Raw genomic sequence first — 18,959 nt, 5'->3', positions numbered from 1 at the left:
GTGGAAGCGATCGAGGCGATCGCCGAAGCGATGGACAACGGCGGCAAGCGCCCGGCCAAGGCGCGCGGCGCGGCCAAGGCCGACCCGGCGCCGGCGCGGCGCGACGATACGCCGAGCGACGAAGACGCCGCGCTGGCCTGATCGCGACGGCGCGCGGCGCCGGATAGTTTCGTTGTGTGGAGTCCCTGTCGTCTCGCGGTCGAGGCGGCAGGGTTTTTTTTGCGGCTCGTCGAATCTACCGACCGCTCCCTGTAGGAGCTGCGCAAGCTGCGACCGCGACACCGCGCTTGCGACGTCCGCTTGATGCCCATCGGCCTTCCCGCGCGGCAGCTTGCCGGAGTTTCGTCGTCGTCGCGCTGTCGCGGTCGCAGCTCGCGCAGCTCCTACAGGAAGCGGCTGCGGGTTTAGCGCTCAGCCCAACCGCCAAGCCAAGCCCGACACCCGCGCCGCGTGCCGCGCCAGCGCCGAGCGCAGCACTGCCTCGCTCGCCGCCACGTGCAGTTCGCTGCGCGCGCGGGTCATGCCGGTGTAGACCAGCTCGCGCGACAGATGCCGCGCGTCCTGCCGCGGCAGCTGCAGCCACACGCGCTCGAATTCCGAGCCCTGCGACTTGTGCACGGTCATCGCGAACGCGCCGCTGTGCGCGGGCAGGGCGGAGGGGTGGTAGGCGCGCACGCCTTGCGCGCCGCCGGCGAACCAAGCGACGGTACCGGCGGCGGGATCTTCGCGACCGTCGGCGGCGCGCGCGCGCAAGCACACGCCGATATCGCCGTTGAACAGGCCGTGGCGGTAGCTGTTCTCGGTGATCAGCAGCAGGCGGCCGTGGAAATAGGCGGGACGATGCGCGCCGGCCAGGGCCTCTTCGATGCGCGCGTTGAGCGGCGCCGCGCCCTGGCCGCCGTCGCGCAGCGCGGTCAGCAGGCGCAGGCGCGCGGCCAGGGCCAGCGCCTGTTCGGGGTCCGCGGCCTCGCCGATCGCGCGCCACGCCGGCAGCAGGCGCTCGCGGCCGTTGCCGGCGAGCGGGTCTTGCGCGTCTTCGTGGAAGTGCACGCCCGCCAGTTCGCCGCCGCGCAACAGGGCCAGCGCGGTGTCGGCGTCGCCCTCGCGCACGGCGTCGGCCAGCGGCGCCAGCCGCAGGCTGTCGGCCTGGCGATAGCCGCGGCGCAGGTGCACGCGGTTGGCGCTGAGCGGCGTCGGCGCCGGCAACACGGCCACCGCGTCGCCGAGCAGCGGGCGCAGCGCCTGCGCCTGCGCCGCGGGCAGGCCGTCGTCGTCGCCGGCGGCATCGACGATCGCGGCGAGCACGTCGCCGGCTTCCACCGACGGCAGCTGGTCGCGGTCGCCGAGCAGGATCAGGCGCGCGCCGTCGGGCACGGCTTCGATCAGCTTGCACATCAGCGGCAGGTCGACCATCGACGCTTCGTCGACCACGACGATGTCGAACGGCAGCGGGTTGCGCGCGTCGTGGCGGAAGCGCGGGCGATCCGGCACCACGCCGAGCAGGCGGTGCAGGGTGCCGGCCTGTTGCGGCAGCGCCTTGAGCAGGCCGGCGTCGAAGCCGTTGCCCGGGTCGGCGTCGGCCTGGTCCGCGGCCTCGCCCGCATCGGTCGCGAACGCGGGCAGCCCGCGCAGGCGTTCGGCCGCGGCGCGCAGGCTCTCGGCCATGCGCTCGGCGGCGCGGCCGGTCGGCGCGGTCAGCGCGATCCGCGGCGGCGCCACGCCGTCCAGGCGCGCCTGCGCGATCAGCAGCACCAGCAGGCGGGCGATGGTGGTGGTCTTGCCGGTGCCGGGGCCGCCGGTGGCGAGCAGCAGCGATTGCAGCAACGCCAGCGCGGCGGCGCGGGCCTGGCGGTCGTCGTCGCGCGCCTGCGGGAACAGCTGCGCGAACAGCGGCGCCAGCGCGGCGAGGTCGGCCGGCGGCGGCGCGAACGCCTGCAGCCGACGCAGGCCGGCGGCGAGGCGGCGTTCGTACTCGCGGTAACGACGCAGGTACAGCAAGCCGTGCTCCAGCACCAGCGGCGCGGCGGCGTCGGCAGCCGCGCCGGCCGCGGGCGCGGCGACCCAGCGCGACTGCGCCAGCGCGTCCAGCCACATCTGCGGGTCGGGCCATTCGATCGCCGCCTCGCTCAGCGACTGCGGCTGGCGCGGGTCGAACGCGGCGTGGCCGCGCGCGATCGCCTGCGAGGCCAGCGCCGCGCCGGCCAGCACCAGGTCGGGCGTGTCGCGGTCGAGCCGGCGCAGCGCCTGCGCCAGCGCATGATCGACGGTGCGCAGCGCGCCGTCGCGGAACAAGGCGTCGAGCAGGCTCATCGCGCCGCTCCGGCGAACAGCGCGTCCATCGCCTCGATCAGCGCGCGCGGCGGCTTGGCCGCATGCACGCCGGCGCCCGGATCGGCGGCGTCGAGGCCGCGGCAGAACAGATAGCGCACGCCGCCGAAGTCGCGTTCGTAGTCGTAGTCCGGGCCGAGGCGGAAGCGCAGCCAGCGGTGCAGGGCGACGGTGTAGATCAGCGATTGCAGGTCGTACTCGCTTTCGGCCATGGCGCGCTCGACCTGCGCGGCGTCGAAGCCGGGCAGGCGATTGGTTTTGTAGTCGAGCACGTAATAGCGGCCCTCGTGCGCATAGACCAGGTCGATCTTGCCGGTCATCAGGCCTTCCAGGCGCCGGCGCGAACCGAAGCCGCGGCGCTCGCGCACCTGTCCGTGCGCGTGCAGCACCGCCAGCAGCGCATCCACCGGCGCGGCGTCGAGGCCGAAGTGGAACTCCATTTCGCTGCGCCGGGCCGGCTCGGGCACGTCGCATAGGCGCGCGCCCTCGGGCAGCGGCGCGACCAGGGTGCGGCCGACCAGCGAGGCGAGCAACGCCAGGCCGTCGTCGATGTCGGCCTCGGCGTAGCCCTCGCTGCGCATGGCCGCGGCCAGCGCCTCGTCCTGGCCCGGCGGCGGCGCATCGCCGTCGCGCCAATCGCGCCATGCGGCGAAGTCCACGCGTTCGAGCGCGCTGTGCACGACGTTGCCGAAGCGGCTGCCGCCGAAGCGCGCGTCGCCGGGCAGCGGCGCGGCCACGACGAGGTCGGGCGCGGCTTGCGGTTCGTCTTCGGCGCCGCGCTCGTCCTGCGCGGCCGGGTCGAAGCCGCTGTCTTCGTTGGTCAGCTGGGTGAAGCTGTACACCCACCAGTCGCGCGCGGCGCGCGCGCGCGCCTCGCGCGCCGGCGGCACCGCGCCGGCCGCGGCCGGCGGCAGCGGCCGCGGCGGCGGCTCGATCGCGGCGGCGTCGATCGCCACGCCGGGCTCGCGCGCCAGCGCCGCGGGATCGGCCAGCATCGGCTGCAGCGGCGACAGCGCGGCGTGGTACAGCGGCCCGATCGCGATCCACAGCGCATGGCGCGCGCGGGTCAGGCCGACGTAGAGCAGGCGCGCGTCCTCGGCGCGGGCTTCCTGCGCGGCGCGCTCGCTGGCGTCCTGCCACTGCGGCGCGTCCGGATCGAATACGTCGCTTTGCAGCTGCATCACCCGGCCGTGCTCGGGATCGGGGTATTCGCACCAGCGTCCGCTGCGCGGCTCGCGGCCCAGCGCCACGAACGGCAAGAACACCAGGCCGAACTCCAGGCCCTTGCTCTTGTGCAGGGTCAGGATCTGCACCCGATGCGCATCCGATTCCAGCCGCAGCTGCTGCTTCTCGTCGCTGTCGTCGGCCTCGGCGATGCGCAGGCGCAGCCAGTCGCGCAGGCCGTGCAGGCCGAGCGCGCGACGGTCGGCTTCCTGCAGGGTCTCGGCCAGCTGCAGCAGATTGGTCAGCCGGCGCTCGCCGTCGCCCAGCGCCAGCAGCCGCGGCGCCTGTTGCGCGCACAGGTCGGCGAGCAGGGCCAGCGGACCGTGGCGCTGCCAGCGCTCGCGCCATTGCAGCGCCTGCGCCTGCCAGCGCGCCTGTTCGGCTTCGTCGGCGGCGACGCGGGCGACCGCGGCGCCGTCCAGGCCGAGCAGCGGCGTCGCCAGCGCCGCACGCAGGCGGCCGCTGTCGCCGGGATGCAGCAGCGCGTCGAACAGGGTCAGCGTTTCCATCGCCTGTTCGGTCGCGAACAGGCTGCGGCGGCCGGCGGCGACCGCGGCAATGCCGGCCGCGGCGAGCGCGCGCTGGATCGATGCGGCTTCTTCGTGGCTGCGCACCAGCACCGCGATGTCGGCCGGGCGCAGCGGCCGGCCCTGGATCGTGGCGCGGCCGTCGCGCGCGTCGGCGAGCCAGCCGTGGATCGCGGCTATGCAGGCGCGCGCGGCCAGCTCGCGCGATTCCGGCGAGCTCCACACCGACGTCTTGCGCCCGTCGTCCGGCGCCGGCAGCGCGCGCAATATCAGCGCCGGCGCGGTCGCGCCGTCGCGCTGCAGGTCTTCGTCGGCGACCGCGCCGCCGGCCTCGACCTCGCGGAAGCGGATGCGCGGATCGATGAAGGCCGCTTCGCCGGCCTGGGCGTACAGCGCGGCGATCGCGCGCAGCAGCGACGGCCGCGAGCGGAAGTTGTGGTCCAGCGGCGGCGCCGCCTCGGCCTGCGCGGCGGCGGCCAGATAGGTATGCACGTCGCCGCCGCGGAAGCCGTAGATGGCCTGCTTGGGGTCGCCGATCAGGAACAGCCCGGCGCCCGCGGGCGAATCGCCCTCGCGCGCGGCTTCGCCGAACACCCGGCGGAAGATCGCCCACTGGCGCGGATCGGTGTCCTGGAACTCGTCGACCAGGGCCACCGCGTACTGCTCGCGCAGGCGCCGCGCCAGCGCCTCGCCGTGCGGCCCCTCCAGCGCGCTGGCGACATCGGCGATGAGGTCGTCGAAGCTCTGCACCCGCCGCACGCGCTTGAGCTCGGCCAGGCGCTGCGCCGCCGCCGCGCGGATGCGGTGCGCCAGCGCCAGGCGCTGCCCCGCCAGCCACTGCTCGCGCTGCTGCGCGGCGTCGAGGTAGCGCGCGACCGCGTCGAACAGCGGCGAGGCCGGCACCTGCGCTTCCTTGCCCTTGTTGGCTTTCGACGCCAGCGCGGACGGCGCGAGCTTGGCCGCGCGCTCGTCCAGCGGCTGCGACCAGTCGCCGTTGGCGCACCAGGCCCGCAACTGCGCGCGCAGTTCGTCGGGCAGATGGGCGCGGTAGCTGTTGCCGTTGAGCGCCTTGCCGGCGATGGCCGCGGCCAGCGCGGCGAAGGCATCGTCGGCGTGCGCGGCGAACGCGTCGCGCAGCGCGGCGCCGGCGCGGTCGAGTTCGGCCAGCGGGTCCTGGCTCGAAGCCGGCGCGGCCGGCAGCAGCAGCGGCGTGCGCAGCAGCGCGCCCAGGTCGGCGGCCAGCGACGGCGGCCCGCCCGGCCATTGCAACGCCAGCAGTTCGGCTTCGCCGGCGTCGTTGCCGAACGCGCGCCACAGGTCCACCGCGATCTCGTCGAGCAGTTCGCGTTCGCTGCCGATCAACTCGGGCGCGGCGAACGGCTGGCCGGTTTCCAGCGCGTGCTCGGCGAGCACGCGCGCGCAGAAGCCGTGGATGGTGACCACCGCGGCCAGGTCGATCTCGCGCGCGGCGCGCTGCAGCCGCGCGCGCAGCGCCGCTTCGCCTTCGATGTCGGCCTGCGCGCGCACCAGCGCGCGGGTCAGCGCGCGCTCGGCATCGTCGTCGGCTTCGGCCAGCGCGGGATCGTCCGCGGCGATGCGCGCGGCCAGCAGCAGGCGCCGGCGCAGGCGTTCGCGCAGTTCCTGGGTCGCCGCGTCGGTGAAGGTCACCGCCAGGATCCGGCTCACGCCGAGGCCGCGCTCGATCACCAGCCGCGCCACCAGCGTGGCCAGGGTGTAGGTCTTGCCGGTGCCGGCGCTGGCCTCGATCAGGCGCAGGCCGTCGAGCGGCAGGTCGAGGAAGGGATCGCGCGCGGCGGGTCCGTGCTTGACGGATTCGTGCTTGGAGGATTCGGGCGCGCTCATGCGGCGTCCTCGTCGCGGCCCAGCACCACCGCGTCGAACACGCGCTTGGCGATCGCGCGGAATTCCTCGCCCAGATCGGCGTCGGCGAACGGATCGCGCCCGCGCAGCGCCAGGCGCACACCGGGCTGGCCGCCTTCGCCCCAGTGGCGCGGGCCGCCGTGCCACTGCGCTTCGGCGCGGCTCCAGCCGTCCTTGTCCTGCATCGCCGCCTCGTACCACAGCCAGCCCGCGCGCGGCAGGAACGGCAGCGGCAGGCGCAGGCCGTAGTCGCGCAGGCGCAGCAGCGCGGCCAGCGCGGCGCGCGCCTGGCGCGGCGGCAGCGCGGCGCGCACGTGCGGGCCGGGGCCGTCGCTGGCCTGGGCGAACTGCGCCAGCGGGCGGCCGTCCTCGAGCGCGGACAACACCAGCCAGTCCAGGCCGTGGGCGATCTGCGCGGGGCCGTGCAAGGTGTCGAAGCGCAGCCGCGCCAGGCCGCTGGGATACAACTCGTCGAGCTTGCCGAGCAGGCGGGTGCCGTCGACCTCGAGTTCGAACGGCCGCGTCTGCGCCGCGCCTTCGCGCCAGCGCGCGAACGCGTCGGCGTACGGCCGCACCTGGCCGAGCAGCGCGTCGAGCTGGCGCCGCCCCAGCGGCCCCGACGGCAGCAAGGCGCGCGCGCGCAGCGAGGCCTGCAGGCGCTCGCGATCGACCGCGCCGTCGCCGGCGATCAGGTCGTCGAACACCGCGCGCTGCAGTTGCTGGCGCAGCAGGCCGCGGCCGGGCAGCACCAGCGGCTCGACGTCCTGCGCGGTCTCGATCTCCTCGGGCAGGCGCAGGCCCAGGCGCTGGCGCAGGAACGCGCTCGGCGGATCGCGCAGGAAACTGCGCAGGTCCTGGTAGTTCAGGCGCCGCTCGCCGCCGTCGTCCGGCAACGGCGGCAGCGGGTCCTGCAGCCACGGCCCCAACTCGCCGCGGCGCGCGGCGCCGGCGTCGACCGCCGGCCGCCATTCGCTGCGGTAGCTGAAACGGCGCGGCTCGGCCGCCTCGCCCGCATCGCCGCCGAACGCCGCCGGCGCGAACGGCTGCAGCGGCTGGCGCACCACGAACTGCGCGCGCGCGGCGGCCGGATCGGCGTGGTAGCGGGCGATCGCGTCGAGCAGTTCCGACACCAGCGGCGAGGGTTCGCGCTGGCTGCCGTCGCGCGGATCGGCGCCGAGGTAGCTCAGGTAGAACGCGTCGGATGCCGCGCCGAACAACTGCAGGAACAGGAAACGGTCGTCGTCGCGCAGCGAGCGGTCGCCGTGGCGGCGCGCGCCGGTGCCGAGTTCCGCGGCGAGGCGGTTGAGGCCGCCGGCCGGATCGCGGCGCGGGTAGTCGCCGTCGTTCATGCCGAGCAGGCAGATCGCGCGGAACGGGATCAGCCGCATCGGCACCATCCGGCCGAAGCTGACCCCGCCGGTCAGCAGCGGCGCGCGCGTGTCGGCCTCGGCCAGTGCGACGCGGAAGTGCGCGCGCACCACTTCCGGCGCGACGGCGCCGTCGAAGCCGGCCGCCGCGGCGTCGCCGGCGAAGGCTTCCACCAGCGAGCGCAGGCGTTCGAGCGTGCGCTGGTCGGCGCTGTCGCGCGGGCGCTCGGGCAACAGCGCGCGCAGCAGGCCGAGCAGGCGCTGCGACCACTGCGCCGGGCTCAGCTCGGCGGCGAGGCCGCGCTCGAACCGCGCCAGCACCCGCAGCAGCCGGATCAGCGCGTCGAGCGCGTCGAGCGCGGCGCCTTCGAGTTCGGCGTACGGCGCCACGCCGGCGACCAGGGCGCCGTCGTCGTCGTCGCCGCCCGCGGCGTGGCCGATCAGCAGGCGGTCGAGCGCGAACGCCCAGGTGTAGGCGTCGTCGCCGGGCGCGTCGTGGCGGCCGCGATGGGCCGCGTCGATGCCCCAGCGCGCGCCGGCTTCGCCCAGCCACACCCGCAGCCGGTCCAGGCCGTCGCCGTCGAGGCCGGCCTGTTCGGCGATCGCCGGGGTCGCCAGCAGGTCGAGGATTTCGCTGAGGCCGAAGCGCGACACCGGCAGCGCCAGCAGGCGCAGGAACACTTCGGCCAGCGGTTCGGCGGCGAGCGGGCTGACGTCGGCCAGCGCGTAGGGAATGAAGCCCGGCCGCCCGGCCAGGCCGCCGAACACCGCGGCGATGTGCGGCGCGTAGGGATCGATATCGGGCGCCAGCACGGCGATGTCGCGCGGCTGCAGCGGCGGGTCGAAGCGGCGGCCCTGTTCGGATTGCGGATCCAGCAGGCCCTGCAGCTGGTCGTGCAGCACCTGCACTTCGCGCAAGCGGGTGTGGCAGGCGTGGACCTGCACGCTGGCGTCGAGCCGGTCGATCTGCGCGCGCCACGGCTGCGCCGGCAGCGCGCGCCGGTGCAGCAGGTCGCGCTGCAGGCGCTGCAGCAGGCTGTCGCGCGCGGGGTCGTCGTAGCGGCTGTCTTCCGGGTCGGCGTAGGCGGCGATCTCGCCGGAGGGGTGCACCACTTCGTAGCCGCCGAGCACCGCCATGAAGTCGCGCCCGGCCGCGCCCCAGGCCTGCAGCAGCGGGTTGTCGTCCTCGCCGAACGCGGCGGCGTCGCCCTGGCGCAGGCGCTCGGCCAGGGTGCCCAGGTCGCCCCAGTACTTGCGCGTCGGCGTCGGCAGGTAGAAATGCAGGGTGCCGGCGCGGGCCTGGGTGGCGATCACCCGCAGCACGTCGGGCGAGATGTTGAGGGTGGCGAACGCGAACAGGCGCGGCGGCAGCCCGCGCGGAGCGTCGTCGCGCGCGCCGTCGCCGCCGGCATCCCCGCCGAATCGGTGCAGGTATTCGTCGATCCGGCGCGCGCGGTAGCGGCGGCCGCCGGCGACCTTGCGCCACAGCGCGGCCTGCGGGTCGCCGCGCTCGTGGCCGGCGTCCCAGGCCAGCAGCCAGTCGCGGCGCCAGGCCTGGTATTTCTCGAACAGGCCGGCGAGCTCGCCGGCTAGCGACCAGGCCTTGAGCGGGTCGTCGCCGTCGAGGTAGCCGCGCAGCGGCGCCAGCGCCGGTTCGCGCAGTTGCGTCGGCTGGGCCAGTTGCGCGTACAGCCGCCAGCGCAGCGCGGCGGCGTCGAGGTCGTCCTCGCCGCCGGCAACGTTGGCGTCGAGCGCGCGCTGGACGAATTCGCCCGGGGTCAGGAATTCCAGGTTCGCGGCGATGCCGTGCGCCTGCGCCAGGGTCGCCTGCAGCCAGCGCCGCATCGCCACCTGCGGGATCAGGATGGTGTCCGGCGCGAGCAGCGCTTGCCCCGGCGCCGGCGTGCGCAGCTCCTGCGCGAGCAGGCCGGCGAGCACATCCAGCGCATTGGAATGGTAGAGACGGAAATCGGGACGCGCCGGCATAGGGCGCCATCTTGCCGTACCGCGACGCGGCGCGCGCGCAGCGGATCGGGCGTGTGCGCCGGCGCGGCGAGCACGCGGCGCGCCGGCGTTGCGCGCGGTCGCCGCGCGCCGCCCGGCCGGCGCCTGCGCTTCGTTGTCGTTCGCCGGCCGCCGCCGCGCAGCGGCCGGACCGGCCTTAAAAGGCCCTTAATCGTTGCACGCTCGAATAGTGCGCGAAGACCGGCGTCGGCGCCGGCGACGCGCCGATCCGGTGCCGAACGAGCGCCGATCTCGCATCGAACCGCGGCGGTCAAGCAACTGATGCGGCGACGACGGCGCCCGTCACCGGCTAAGCTGCGACAATGTCTTGCGCTCCACCCCCGTTCAGGCGGGCTGGGCCAAGCTGCGCCGTTTTGTAGACGTCCGCCTTCCGCCCCACCGGATTGCCGCCCCCGCATGTCGAAGCAAACGCCCATCGTCCGCCTCACCGACCTGCGCCTGGACCGCGGCGGCCGCAGCGTGCTGCGCGGGATCAACCTCAGCGTGCCGCGCGGCAGCATCGTCGCCGTGCTCGGCCCGTCCGGCAGCGGCAAGTCGACCCTGCTGTCGGCGCTGACCGGCGAACTGGCGCCGGCTTCGGGCACGGTCGAAGTGTTCGGCCGGCCGGTGCCGCAGAACCCGCGCGAGCTGCTGGAACTGCGCAAGGGCATCGGCGTGCTGCTGCAGGGCAACGGCCTGCTGACCGACCTGACCGCGGCCGAGAACGTGGCCCTGCCGCTGCGCGCGCACACCAAGCTGCCGAACCCGGTGATCCGCCGGCTGGTGCTGATGAAGCTGCACGCGGTCGGCCTCAGCGCGGCCGCCGACGCGTATCCGCGCGAACTCTCCGGCGGCATGGCCCGGCGCGTGGCGCTGGCGCGCGCGCTGGCGCTGGACCCGCCGCTGATGATCTACGACGAACCGCTGACCGGCCTGGACCCGATCGCCTCGGGCGTGGTCATGAGCCTGGTGCGCCGGCTCAACGACACCCTCGGCCTGACCAGCATCGTGGTGACCCACCACGTCCACGAAACCCTGCCGGTGGCCGACCACGCCATCGTCATCGCCAACGGCGGCATCGTCTTCTCCGGCACCCCGGCCGAGCTGGAGCATAGCGACGACCCGTTGGTGCGCCAGTTCCTGCGCGGCGAGCCCGACGGCCCGATCGGCTTCGACGCCGCGCCGCGCAATTCGGAGGCCGCGTAATGGCGTTGTTCGATGTCGTCCGCTCGCTGGGCCGCGCCGGCCTGTTCTCGCTGTCGGTGTTCCGCGCGTCCAAGCCGACGGCCGACTTTTTTCGCGAGCTGATCCGCGAAATCTACAAGATCGGCGCGCGTTCGCTGCCGATCATCGCCGTTGGCGGCGCGTTCGTGGGCTTGTCGGTGACCTTGCTGGGCTACCGCGCGCTCGACACCTACGGCGCCGCCAACCAGGTCAGCGCCATGCTCGGCTTGGGCCTGTACCGCGAGCTCGGCCCGGTGCTGACCGCGCTGCTGTTCATCGGCCGCGCCGGCAGCTCGATCGCCGCCGAACTGGGCCTGATGCGCGCGACCGACCAGATCACCGCGCTCGGCCTGATGGCGATCGACCCGGTCGGCAAGGCGGTGGCGCCGCGGTTCTGGGCGGCGGTGCTGTGCGTGCCGCTGCTGACCGGCTTCTTCTGCAGCCTGGCGATCAGCGCGAGCTACTTCGAATCGGTGCACGTGATCGGCCTGGAGCCCGGGATCTTCTGGCAGGTGCTCAAGGACAGCGTGGATTTCTTCGACGACTTCCTCATGGCGTTCGTGAAGTCGGCCGTATTCGGCGGCACCGCGGCGCTGGTGGCGGCCTACGTGGGCTACCACGCCGAGCCGACCATCGAGGGCACCTCGGTGGCGACGACGCAGGCGGTGGTCAACGCCTCGCTGCTGGTACTGATGTTCAACTTCGTGATGTCGGCGTTCTTGTTCAAGTAACGAGCTTCCCTTCTCCCGCGCGCGGGAGAGGGTGCCCCGAAGGGCGGATGAGGGCACGCAAGGTGACCGGAGCTGCGCGCTGCGCGCCCCTCACCCCAACCCCTCTCCCGCAGGCGGGAGAGGGGCTTTAGATACTTCGCTGTAGTCCGTCAGCAGACAAACCGTTTCCCCAGCCGCGTTGAACCGCGCGGGCTTTATCCCCAAGGTGGTGCCCATGTCCGTCCGCAGTCCCCGCATCGAATTCGCCGTCGGCGCGTTCCTGCTGCTCGCCCTGGCCTCGCTGCTGGTGTTGGCGATCGCCTCCACCAACGGCAAGTTCGGCTTCGGCCGCGACAATTACGAGGTCACCGCCAAGTTCACCAGCATCGGCGCGCTGCGCCCGAACGCGCCGGTGAAGATCGGCGGCGTCAACGTCGGCCAGGTCGCCGACATTTCGCTGGACCCGAAGAGCTACGCCTCGGTGGTCACCCTGGCCATCGACAAGCGCTACAACAAGCTCTCCGCCGACACCTCGGCCGGCATCTTCACCAGCGGCCTGCTCGGCGAGAGCTATATCGGCCTGACCCCGGGCGGCGACCCGGAAGACCTCAAGCCGGGCGACGAGATCTACCTGACCCAGCCGGCGATCGATCTGATCCAGTTGGTCGGCAAGTACATGTTCAGCGGCGGTGGCGCACAAGGCGGTGGCAACGCCAGCGGCGGCGACGCCGCCAAGCCCGCCGACGCCGGCACCCCCGATTACCTCAAGGGCGAGCAACCCGCCCCCTCCAGCGAGAGCAAGCCATGAAGCGCATCCTGACCGCCTCCGTCCTCGCCTGCGCCCTGTTCGCAGGCGTCCCGTCCCTGGCCCTGGCCCAGGCCACCGCCGCCGCGGGCACCGCGCCGGCCGCCGGCACGCCGAGCGCGATGGTGCTGGGCAACACCACCCGCATCCTGTCGACCCTGGAATCGCGCCGCGCCGAGTTCAGCAAGAACCGCGCCGCGCTGAGCCAGTTCGTCACCACCGAGTTCAACCAGCTGTTCGACCGCGACTACGCCGCGCGCCTGGTCCTGGGCACCCACGGCCGCGGCGCGGCCGACGCCGACGTGGCGCTGTTCTCCGACGCGCTGACCAGCAGCCTGATGCAGCGCTACGGCTCGGCCCTGCTCGACTTCAACACCCGCCTGCAGGTGCGGATCAAGTCCGAGACCCCGCTGCGCGGCGGCGCCATCGTCAAGGTGTCGAGCGAGTTCCTGCGCCAGGGCGGCGAGCCGGTGCCGGTCGACTACCTGCTGCGCAAGACCGGCAACCAGTGGAAGGTGTTCGACGTGATGGTGGAAGGCGTCAGCTTCGTGCAGACCTTCCGCAACCAGTTCGATGCGCCGCTGAGCCAGAAGTCGATCGCCCAGGTCGCCGCCGACATCAAGGCCGGCAAGCTGCAGGCGCAGGCGAGCGGCAACAAGTGAGCCCGGCTCCGGCCAGCGTGCGGCGCGACGGCGAGACGCTGGCGTTCGCCGGCGTCCTCGACCGCGCCGCGGCGGCCGCGCTGTGGCCGCAGGCGCGGCCGCTCGCGCCCGGCGCGCGCCGGTTCGACCTGACCGGCGTGGCCTCGGTCGACAGCGCCGGCCTGGCGCTGCTGGCCGAACTGGCCGCGCAGGCGCCGGGCGTGGCTGTGGTCGGCGAGCCGACCGGGCTGGCCGAGCTGCGCGCCGCCTACCGCCTGGACGATTCGCTCGGCTTCGGCCGCTGAGGACCGCGCCGCCGGAACGCTTTCGCTGCATGCATCTCATCGTTGCGGTCGCCGACGCCCACGGACGTGGCCTGGCCGCCCCCACCGTTGTCCCGGAAGACTAGACTGCAACCATGCGCCCCCACGCACTCCCCCTCGCGCTGGCCTTGGCCCTGGCCGCGCACACCGTCCCGGCCGCGGCGCAGGACGCCGCCCCGGTCCTGCCGGGCGATCCGTCCGCGCTGACCATCGACACCGCGGCGCTGGCCGCGGCCGCGCAAGCCGACGCCGCGACCCAGGCGACCGACGCCGGCGCACCGGTGCTGACCGACTCGGCGCGCGCGCTGGATGCGGCCGTTGCCGCGACCGACGCCGCCCAGGCCGAAGCCCTGGCCGGCGCGTCCGCCAGCGCCGACGCGCAGCCCGCGCCGGACGCCTCGCTCGACTACGCCCTCGCCCAGGTCGACCCGACCGCCGCGACGCCGCCGCCGGCCGAGCCGGCCGCGGCCGCCGACGACCCGCGCACCCAGGCCGAGCGCGACTTCGACGCGCTCTACGGCAACCCGCAAGGCGAGTACAACCCAGTCGCCGATCCCACCCTGCCGGCGCCGGCCAACGTGCCCGGCGGCTACGACCCGTGGGAGAAGTACAACCGCAAGATGCACCGCTTCAACAACGCGGTCGACCGCGGCGTGGCCAAGCCGCTGGCGCGCGCCTACACCAAGGTGGTGCCGCGGCCGATCCGCCTGGGCGTCAGCAACTTCTTCAACAACCTCGGCCAGCCGGTGTCGATGGTCAACGCGCTGCTGCAGGGCAAGCCCAAGCAGGCGGCGCAGTCGCTGGGCCGGTTCGCGCTGAACACCACGCTGGGCATCGGCGGCATCTTCGACCCGGCCACCGCGGCCAAGCTGCCCAACCGCAGCGAGGACTTCGGCCAGACCCTCGGCGTGTGGGGCTGGAAGCGCTCGCGTTACTTCGAATTGCCGTTCTTCGGCCCGCGCACCGTGCGCGACGCGTTCGGCGCGGTCGGCGACGCCCCGCTGAGCCCGCTGCGCCGGATCGAACGCGACCGCATCCGCATCGGCCTGCAGGGCCTGCAACTGGTCGACATCCGCGCCCAGCTGCTGCCGCTGGACAACCTGCGCGAAGGCGCCGAGGACGAATACGCGCTGGTGCGCGATTCCTGGATGCAGCGCCGCGACTACCAGATCTTCGGCGACCGCCTGGAGAAGAACGGCGACACCGCGTTGCCGGACTACCTGCAGGACGACAGCAACCCCAGCGTGCCGGCGAACGCGATGCCGGTGATGCCGACCGACGGCGCCGGCGTGCGCTGAGGCGACGCGACAGCGGATATGCGAACGGCCCGGATGCGAATCCGGGCCGTTTTGTTTTTGCGCGCCGCGATGCTGCGGTGGAAGCGGCGCGCGCAGCGGCCGCATCACTGCAATTGCGATGAAACGTTCGCTGTTACCGCGATGGCGCGGTCGCGGCTCGCGCCGCTCCTGCAGGGTCTTCGGCCGCTGGCGATGCAATCCATCGCCGCCATTCCGGCGAAAGCCAACCGAAGCGACGCAGCTCCGCCGCCGCATCCCGAAGCGGCAAAACCCCAAACTCGTCATTCCGGCGAAAGCCGGAATCCATTTTGATGTTGCCGTTGCCGTTGCCGTTGTCCTTGGCTTGGACGCAACCTCGCCCGAGGCCCACGCCCCGCAGCCCCGGAGGGCGTGCGCATGGATGCGCACGCGCGCCATGGGACAGGATGTCCCTTATGGCGCGGCCCCGCGCAAGGTGCTGGACCTAGTGGCTTTTGACCTTAAACAAGCGTTTTTCTTTGGCTACTTTCTTTTGTCGCGCTGACAAAAGAAAGTAGCTCGGCCGCTTGCGGACGAAACGCTTTTGATTGCGGCTTGTCGTCACTCGTTGCTTCGATAAGAGCAAGAGCAACAGCAAAGTCAAAATGGGTTCCGGCTTTCGCCGGAATGACGAGCTGGCGGATTCGTGGCTTCAGGGAGTGCCGGCGGAGCTACGTAGCTTCGGTTGACCCCGACCCATCGCCCCTAGCCACCGCCGCATCATCATCAGCCACAGGCAAAGCCAGCGGCGCCGAAGCGTCTTCGCCGTCGCTTTCATCCTCGTCCAGCGCCAACTCCACCAGCTTCGCCGGCATCGCCTTGTTCGGCTTGACCCCGAGCTCGCGCAGCATTTCGGCCTGGCGGATCGCATTGCCTTTACCGCGCCCGAGCTTGTCGCGCGCGGCCTCCAGCGTCTTGTGGGCGCCGTCGAGCTGGTTCGCGGCCTTGTCCAGGTCGGCCACGAACGCGGCCAGCTTGTCGTACAGCAGCGCGCCGCGCTTGGCGATCTCCTGCGCGTTGCGGCTCTGCGCTTCCTGCCGCCACAGGTGCTTGACCGTGCGCAACACGAACAGCAGCGTCGACGGGCTCACCATCAGCACGTTGCGGTCCCAGCCTTCCATGAACAAGCCGCGGTCGTTGGCGACGGCGAGCATGAACGCCGGTTCGATCGGCACGAACATCAGCACGAAATCGAGCGAACGCAGGCCGTACAGCTCCTGGTAGCGCTTCTCCGACAGGCCGCGCATGTGCTGGCGCATCGATTCGACATGCCGCTTGAGCGCGCGCGCGCGGGTGTCCTCGTCCTCGGCGCTGACGAACTGCTCGTAGGCGACCAGCGACATCTTGGCGTCGACGATCATGTGCCGGTCTTCGGGCAGGTGCACGGTCACGTCCGGGCGGCGCTCGCCGTCCTCGGTGCCGTGGCTCTCCTGCACGTCGTATTCCTCGCCCTTGCGCAGGCCGGCCGACTCCAGCACGCGCTCGAGCACCAGTTCGCCCCAGGCGCCCTGGGCCTTGTTCGAGCCCTTGAGCGCGGTGGTGAGGTTCTTGGCGTCCTCGCTGAGCGACTGGTTCAGCGCCATCAGCTGGCGCACCTGCTCGCCCAGCGCGGTGCGGTCGCGGGTTTCGTTGTCGTAGACGGTCTCGACCCGCGCCTGGAACTCGCTCAGCTTCTGCTGCAGCGGATCGAGCAGCTGGCCCAGGTGGCTGCGGTTCTGCTCGGTGAAGCGGCGGCTCTTCTCTTCCAGGATCTCGTTGGCGAGGTTGCGGAACTGCGCGCTGAGTTCGTCGCGCACCTCGCGCAGCTGGGCGATCTTCTCCTGCGCCTGGTTGCGCTCGGCCTCCAGCTGGGTGCCGACGCGGCCGAGTTCGACCGTGCGCCGGTTGAGGTCGCCGGCCAGCGCGTCGCGTTCGCGTTCGAGCTGCTCGAACTCCACGCGCAGGCGCTGCAGGGCCTGCTGTTCCTTGTCGAGTTCGGCGCCGCTGCGGCCGATGGCCTCGCGCAGCAGGCCGCTGTCGCGCACCAGCTGGCCGCGCTGGGCCTCGAGGTCGTCGAGCCGCGCCTGCAGTTCGGGAATGCGCGCGCAACGCTCGGCCAGTTGCGCGCGCTCGGTGTTGGCGGCGTCGAGCCGGTCGCCCAGCTCGGCGCGCGCGGCCGCGTGCGCGCGTGCGGCGCCGGCGCGGGCCAGCAGCCAGGCCAGCGCGGCCCCGAACAGGGCGGCGACGAGAATGGCGGCGGCAGCGAGGGTCGGGGACATCGGGACTCGAGGGGACGGGGGCGGGGCGGGCGGAAAGAGGGGGAGCGGGCCGTCCGTGCCCGGGCCAGCGCGCGGCGGCGGTGGCGGCAGGCACCCACGGGGCGCCTAGTCTAAAGGCCAGTCTAAACGGGTGAGTCTCAGGTCCTGCGACCGGCGCCGGCGGCGCGCGGCGTCGCATCGACTGCGATTTCGGTCACAAATAATCAGCAAGATCCACATTCGATATTCCATACGGAACAGCATTGCCGCCCGCGCCTGTGCCAATCTTGGCCGCAGCCGCCGGGTCGCCGCAGGCCCGTTCCGCACAAGCGAAGGCCCGCCCATGGACCCGCGAGACCCCCGACTGTACGCCGACCCGCGCGGCGTCTGGCGCGACGACGGCGCCGGCCGCGTGCACGGCATCCGCTGGCGCGACATCGACGGCATCGACGGCTACGCGATCGACGCCGCCGACCGCCGCCTGGTCTACCTCGCGCTGGGCACCGCCAGCGGCGAGCGGCTGGAACTGCGCACCGACTGGCCCGGCTACCAGGACGTGACCCGCGCGCTCAGCGCGCACCTGCCGGGCCTGGACGTGGACGCGCTGCAGCGGCTGGATCAGGCGCGCCCGGAAGATCCGCCGGCGATCCTGTGGTGGCGCGATTGAGCGCGCCGGCTCAGTCCGCGGCCGCCAATCGCTGCTGGATCCGCCGCAGCTGCTCGCGATAGCCGGCCTGCGCCGGAGCGCGCTCCAGCGCCGCCCGTTGTTCGCGCTCGGCCTCGCGGGCGTCGCCCGCGGCCAGCAACAGGCCCGCATATTGGTGGCGGAAATAGGCGTTGTCCGGCGCCAGCGCCACCGCCCGGCCGATCGCCGCCAATGCCGCCTGCGGCCGCCCCAGCCGGTCCAGCGCATGGGCGCGGTGGCTCAGCAGCAGCGGCGTGTCCGCGATCCGCTCCAGCGCCCGGTCCTGCACCGCCAGCGCATCGTCCCAGTAGCCGCGCGCCAGCAGCGCGCTGGACAACCGCGCCGCCGCGCCGCTGTAGGACGGCTCCACCGCGCAAGCCTGCGCCAGCAACTGCGCGCGTTCGGCCTCGGGAACGCCGGCCGCCGCCTCGCCCAGGCGCGCGCGATCCGGATCGAGCGACGGCTGCGGCATTCGCGGCGGCGGCTCCGGCGACCGGGGCGGTTCGGCAGCGGCCGCCGCGGCGCGCTCCAACCTGGCCAATTGCTGCAGGTACACCGGCTGGTCGCGGTGCAGGGCCACCGCCGCGCGCTGGTGCTGCAACGCTTCGGCCCACGCTTGCGCCTGGCCGAGCAATTGCGCCAGGTGGTGCGCGAAGTAGGGATGCCGTGGCGCCGCCTCGCGCGCCCGCCGGGCCGCCGCCAGCGCCTCGCCGTCGCGCCCGAGCGCCGCCAGCGCCTGCGCGCGATGGCTGTGCAACACCGCGATGAACGCCGGCGAGGCGTAGTCGAGGGCCTGCTCCTGCACGCTCAGCGCCTCCATCGCCAGGCCGCAGGACAGCAGCAGGGTCGAGCGCTTCAGCGCGACGCCCACGTGGGTCGGCTCGATCGCGTGGGCGCGACGCAGCAGTTCCAGCCGCGCCTGCGGCGACAGCGAGCGCACGCGTTCGGCCAATTGCAGGTAATAGGCGGCCGTGTGCTTGCGTTCGCGGCGGAAGCGGGCGACGGCGTCCGCGCGCATGCGCGCCCAATCGCCCTCGCGCGCCGCCGCGAGCATCGGCTTGAGGATGCGGCCGCCGACGCCGTCGTGCCCCATCAACGGCAACCGCACCCGTACCGGATCGCAATGCGCCGCGATCCGCTCGATGTGGCGGGCATCCGCGGCGAACCACGGGTCGTACACCAGCACCGGCCGCACCCGCGGCGAGATCGCCGCGACGCGGTCGCGCACGAATGCCGTGCCGGCGGCTTCGGCCGCCCAGCGGGTTTCGAATCCGACCTTGGCGCGGTCAATGGAGAACTGCGGCGCGACCGCGAATGCGATGCCGGCGCCGAGGTCGTTGGCGAAGTTGAGCGCGGCGTAGCCGCCCATGCTGCTGCCGTAGGTCACCACCCGCGCATAGCGCCGGGCGATGCCGGCCGCACGGTCGATCGCCGCTTGCGCGCCGTCGGACTGGTACCAGTCGTCATCGGCCGAACGTATATGCAGTGCCGGCCACTGCTGGGATTCGCACAGTTTTTCGGCCCATCCCGGCGCGTCCAGGGTCGGTCGCCCCGACCAGGGCGCGAACGAAATCACCAGGCATTCGGCATCGATGTCGAGCGAGTTGGCGCGCAGGCACGCCGCCTCGTTGCGGAACAGTTCGACCATCGCGGGCGGTCAGGGCGGGCAACGGGACCGCGAGTGTGG

Annotated in this window: 13 protein-coding genes; 8 read left to right on the top strand and 5 right to left on the bottom strand. The window is 73.2% G+C overall.

What is annotated here, in order from left to right; translation table 11 throughout:
* Positions 1–411: 411 nt before the first annotated feature.
* The 3 genes from recD to recC are packed head-to-tail and all read right to left on the bottom strand — an operon-like array spanning position 412 to position 9,313.
* Positions 412–2,310: an exodeoxyribonuclease V subunit alpha gene (gene recD, locus RDV84_RS07375; RefSeq protein ID WP_309152938.1), complete on the bottom strand. Its 1,899-nt coding sequence runs from the start codon at positions 2,308–2,310 to the stop codon at positions 412–414.
* The gene (recB, locus tag RDV84_RS07370; protein ID WP_309152937.1) at positions 2,307–5,942 is read right to left on the bottom strand and encodes an exodeoxyribonuclease V subunit beta; all 3,636 of its coding nucleotides are present in this window, start codon (positions 5,940–5,942) and stop codon (positions 2,307–2,309) included. The genes recD and recB overlap by 4 nt, the downstream gene beginning before the upstream one ends.
* Positions 5,939–9,313 (bottom strand): exodeoxyribonuclease V subunit gamma, encoded by a 3,375-nt coding sequence (recC, locus tag RDV84_RS07365; protein ID WP_309152936.1) that lies wholly within the window; start codon positions 9,311–9,313, stop codon positions 5,939–5,941. The genes recB and recC overlap by 4 nt, the downstream gene beginning before the upstream one ends.
* Positions 9,314–9,748: 435 nt before the next feature.
* On the opposite strand from recC, the gene RDV84_RS07360 reads away from it, so the two are divergent.
* The 7 genes from RDV84_RS07360 (at position 9,749) to RDV84_RS07330 (ending at position 14,855) form a co-directional block, all read left to right on the top strand.
* Positions 9,749–10,537, top strand: coding sequence for an ABC transporter ATP-binding protein (locus RDV84_RS07360; RefSeq protein WP_078999928.1), 789 nt, complete (start codon positions 9,749–9,751; stop codon positions 10,535–10,537).
* Positions 10,537–11,286 (top strand): MlaE family lipid ABC transporter permease subunit, encoded by a 750-nt coding sequence (locus tag RDV84_RS07355; protein ID WP_057949653.1) that lies wholly within the window; start codon positions 10,537–10,539, stop codon positions 11,284–11,286. The genes RDV84_RS07360 and RDV84_RS07355 overlap by 1 nt, the downstream gene beginning before the upstream one ends.
* Positions 11,287–11,500: 214 nt before the next feature.
* Positions 11,501–12,073, top strand: coding sequence for an outer membrane lipid asymmetry maintenance protein MlaD (gene mlaD / locus RDV84_RS07350; protein WP_309152935.1), 573 nt, complete (start codon positions 11,501–11,503; stop codon positions 12,071–12,073).
* Positions 12,070–12,732: an MlaC/ttg2D family ABC transporter substrate-binding protein gene (locus RDV84_RS07345; RefSeq protein ID WP_078999930.1), complete on the top strand. Its 663-nt coding sequence runs from the start codon at positions 12,070–12,072 to the stop codon at positions 12,730–12,732. The genes mlaD and RDV84_RS07345 overlap by 4 nt, the downstream gene beginning before the upstream one ends.
* A complete protein-coding gene (locus tag RDV84_RS07340; protein WP_231783906.1) occupies positions 12,729–13,016 on the top strand; it encodes an STAS domain-containing protein in 288 nt (95 codons plus the stop codon). The genes RDV84_RS07345 and RDV84_RS07340 overlap by 4 nt, the downstream gene beginning before the upstream one ends.
* 113 nt (positions 13,017–13,129) lie before the next feature.
* Positions 13,130–14,332, top strand: coding sequence for an MlaA family lipoprotein (locus tag RDV84_RS07335; protein ID WP_309152934.1), 1,203 nt, complete (start codon positions 13,130–13,132; stop codon positions 14,330–14,332).
* 118 nt (positions 14,333–14,450) lie between these two features.
* Positions 14,451–14,855 (top strand): hypothetical protein, encoded by a 405-nt coding sequence (locus RDV84_RS07330; protein WP_309152933.1) that lies wholly within the window; start codon positions 14,451–14,453, stop codon positions 14,853–14,855.
* A gap of 166 nt (positions 14,856–15,021) precedes the next feature.
* Here the strand turns inward: RDV84_RS07330 and RDV84_RS07325 are convergent, their stop codons facing one another.
* The gene (locus RDV84_RS07325; RefSeq protein WP_309152932.1) at positions 15,022–16,608 is read right to left on the bottom strand and encodes a DNA recombination protein RmuC; all 1,587 of its coding nucleotides are present in this window, start codon (positions 16,606–16,608) and stop codon (positions 15,022–15,024) included.
* A 322-nt stretch (positions 16,609–16,930) separates the two neighbouring features.
* Here RDV84_RS07325 and RDV84_RS07320 point away from each other — a divergent pair, with 322 nt between their 5' ends.
* Positions 16,931–17,254, top strand: coding sequence for a hypothetical protein (locus RDV84_RS07320; protein WP_309152931.1), 324 nt, complete (start codon positions 16,931–16,933; stop codon positions 17,252–17,254).
* A gap of 10 nt (positions 17,255–17,264) precedes the next feature.
* Here the strand turns inward: RDV84_RS07320 and RDV84_RS07315 are convergent, their stop codons facing one another.
* Positions 17,265–18,920, bottom strand: a complete 1,656-nt coding sequence (locus tag RDV84_RS07315; RefSeq protein ID WP_309152930.1) for a tetratricopeptide repeat protein — start codon at positions 18,918–18,920, stop codon at positions 17,265–17,267.
* Positions 18,921–18,959 lie beyond the last annotated feature (39 nt).

It is taken from the genome of Lysobacter yananisis, assembly GCF_031199375.1.
Taxonomy (GTDB): domain Bacteria; phylum Pseudomonadota; class Gammaproteobacteria; order Xanthomonadales; family Xanthomonadaceae; genus Lysobacter; species Lysobacter yananisis.
Note: the sequence above shows the minus strand (reverse complement) of the source record. Positions and strands in the feature narration are given on the sequence as shown.

Excerpts from the sequence above, each read along its gene's own strand:
- recD (WP_309152938.1), bottom strand. The coding sequence starts at position 2,310 with ATGAGCCTGCTCGACGCCTTGTTCCGCGACGGCGCGCTGCGCACCGTC.
- recB (WP_309152937.1), bottom strand. The coding sequence starts at position 5,942 with ATGAGCGCGCCCGAATCCTCCAAGCACGAATCCGTCAAGCACGGACCC.
- recC (WP_309152936.1), bottom strand. The coding sequence starts at position 9,313 with ATGCCGGCGCGTCCCGATTTCCGTCTCTACCATTCCAATGCGCTGGAT.
- RDV84_RS07360 (WP_078999928.1), top strand. The coding sequence starts at position 9,749 with ATGTCGAAGCAAACGCCCATCGTCCGCCTCACCGACCTGCGCCTGGAC.
- RDV84_RS07355 (WP_057949653.1), top strand. The coding sequence starts at position 10,537 with ATGGCGTTGTTCGATGTCGTCCGCTCGCTGGGCCGCGCCGGCCTGTTC.
- mlaD (WP_309152935.1), top strand. The coding sequence starts at position 11,501 with ATGTCCGTCCGCAGTCCCCGCATCGAATTCGCCGTCGGCGCGTTCCTG.
- RDV84_RS07345 (WP_078999930.1), top strand. The coding sequence starts at position 12,070 with ATGAAGCGCATCCTGACCGCCTCCGTCCTCGCCTGCGCCCTGTTCGCA.
- RDV84_RS07335 (WP_309152934.1), top strand. The coding sequence starts at position 13,130 with ATGCGCCCCCACGCACTCCCCCTCGCGCTGGCCTTGGCCCTGGCCGCG.
- RDV84_RS07330 (WP_309152933.1), top strand. The coding sequence starts at position 14,451 with ATGAAACGTTCGCTGTTACCGCGATGGCGCGGTCGCGGCTCGCGCCGC.
- RDV84_RS07325 (WP_309152932.1), bottom strand. The coding sequence starts at position 16,608 with ATGTCCCCGACCCTCGCTGCCGCCGCCATTCTCGTCGCCGCCCTGTTC.
- RDV84_RS07320 (WP_309152931.1), top strand. The coding sequence starts at position 16,931 with ATGGACCCGCGAGACCCCCGACTGTACGCCGACCCGCGCGGCGTCTGG.
- RDV84_RS07315 (WP_309152930.1), bottom strand. The coding sequence starts at position 18,920 with ATGGTCGAACTGTTCCGCAACGAGGCGGCGTGCCTGCGCGCCAACTCG.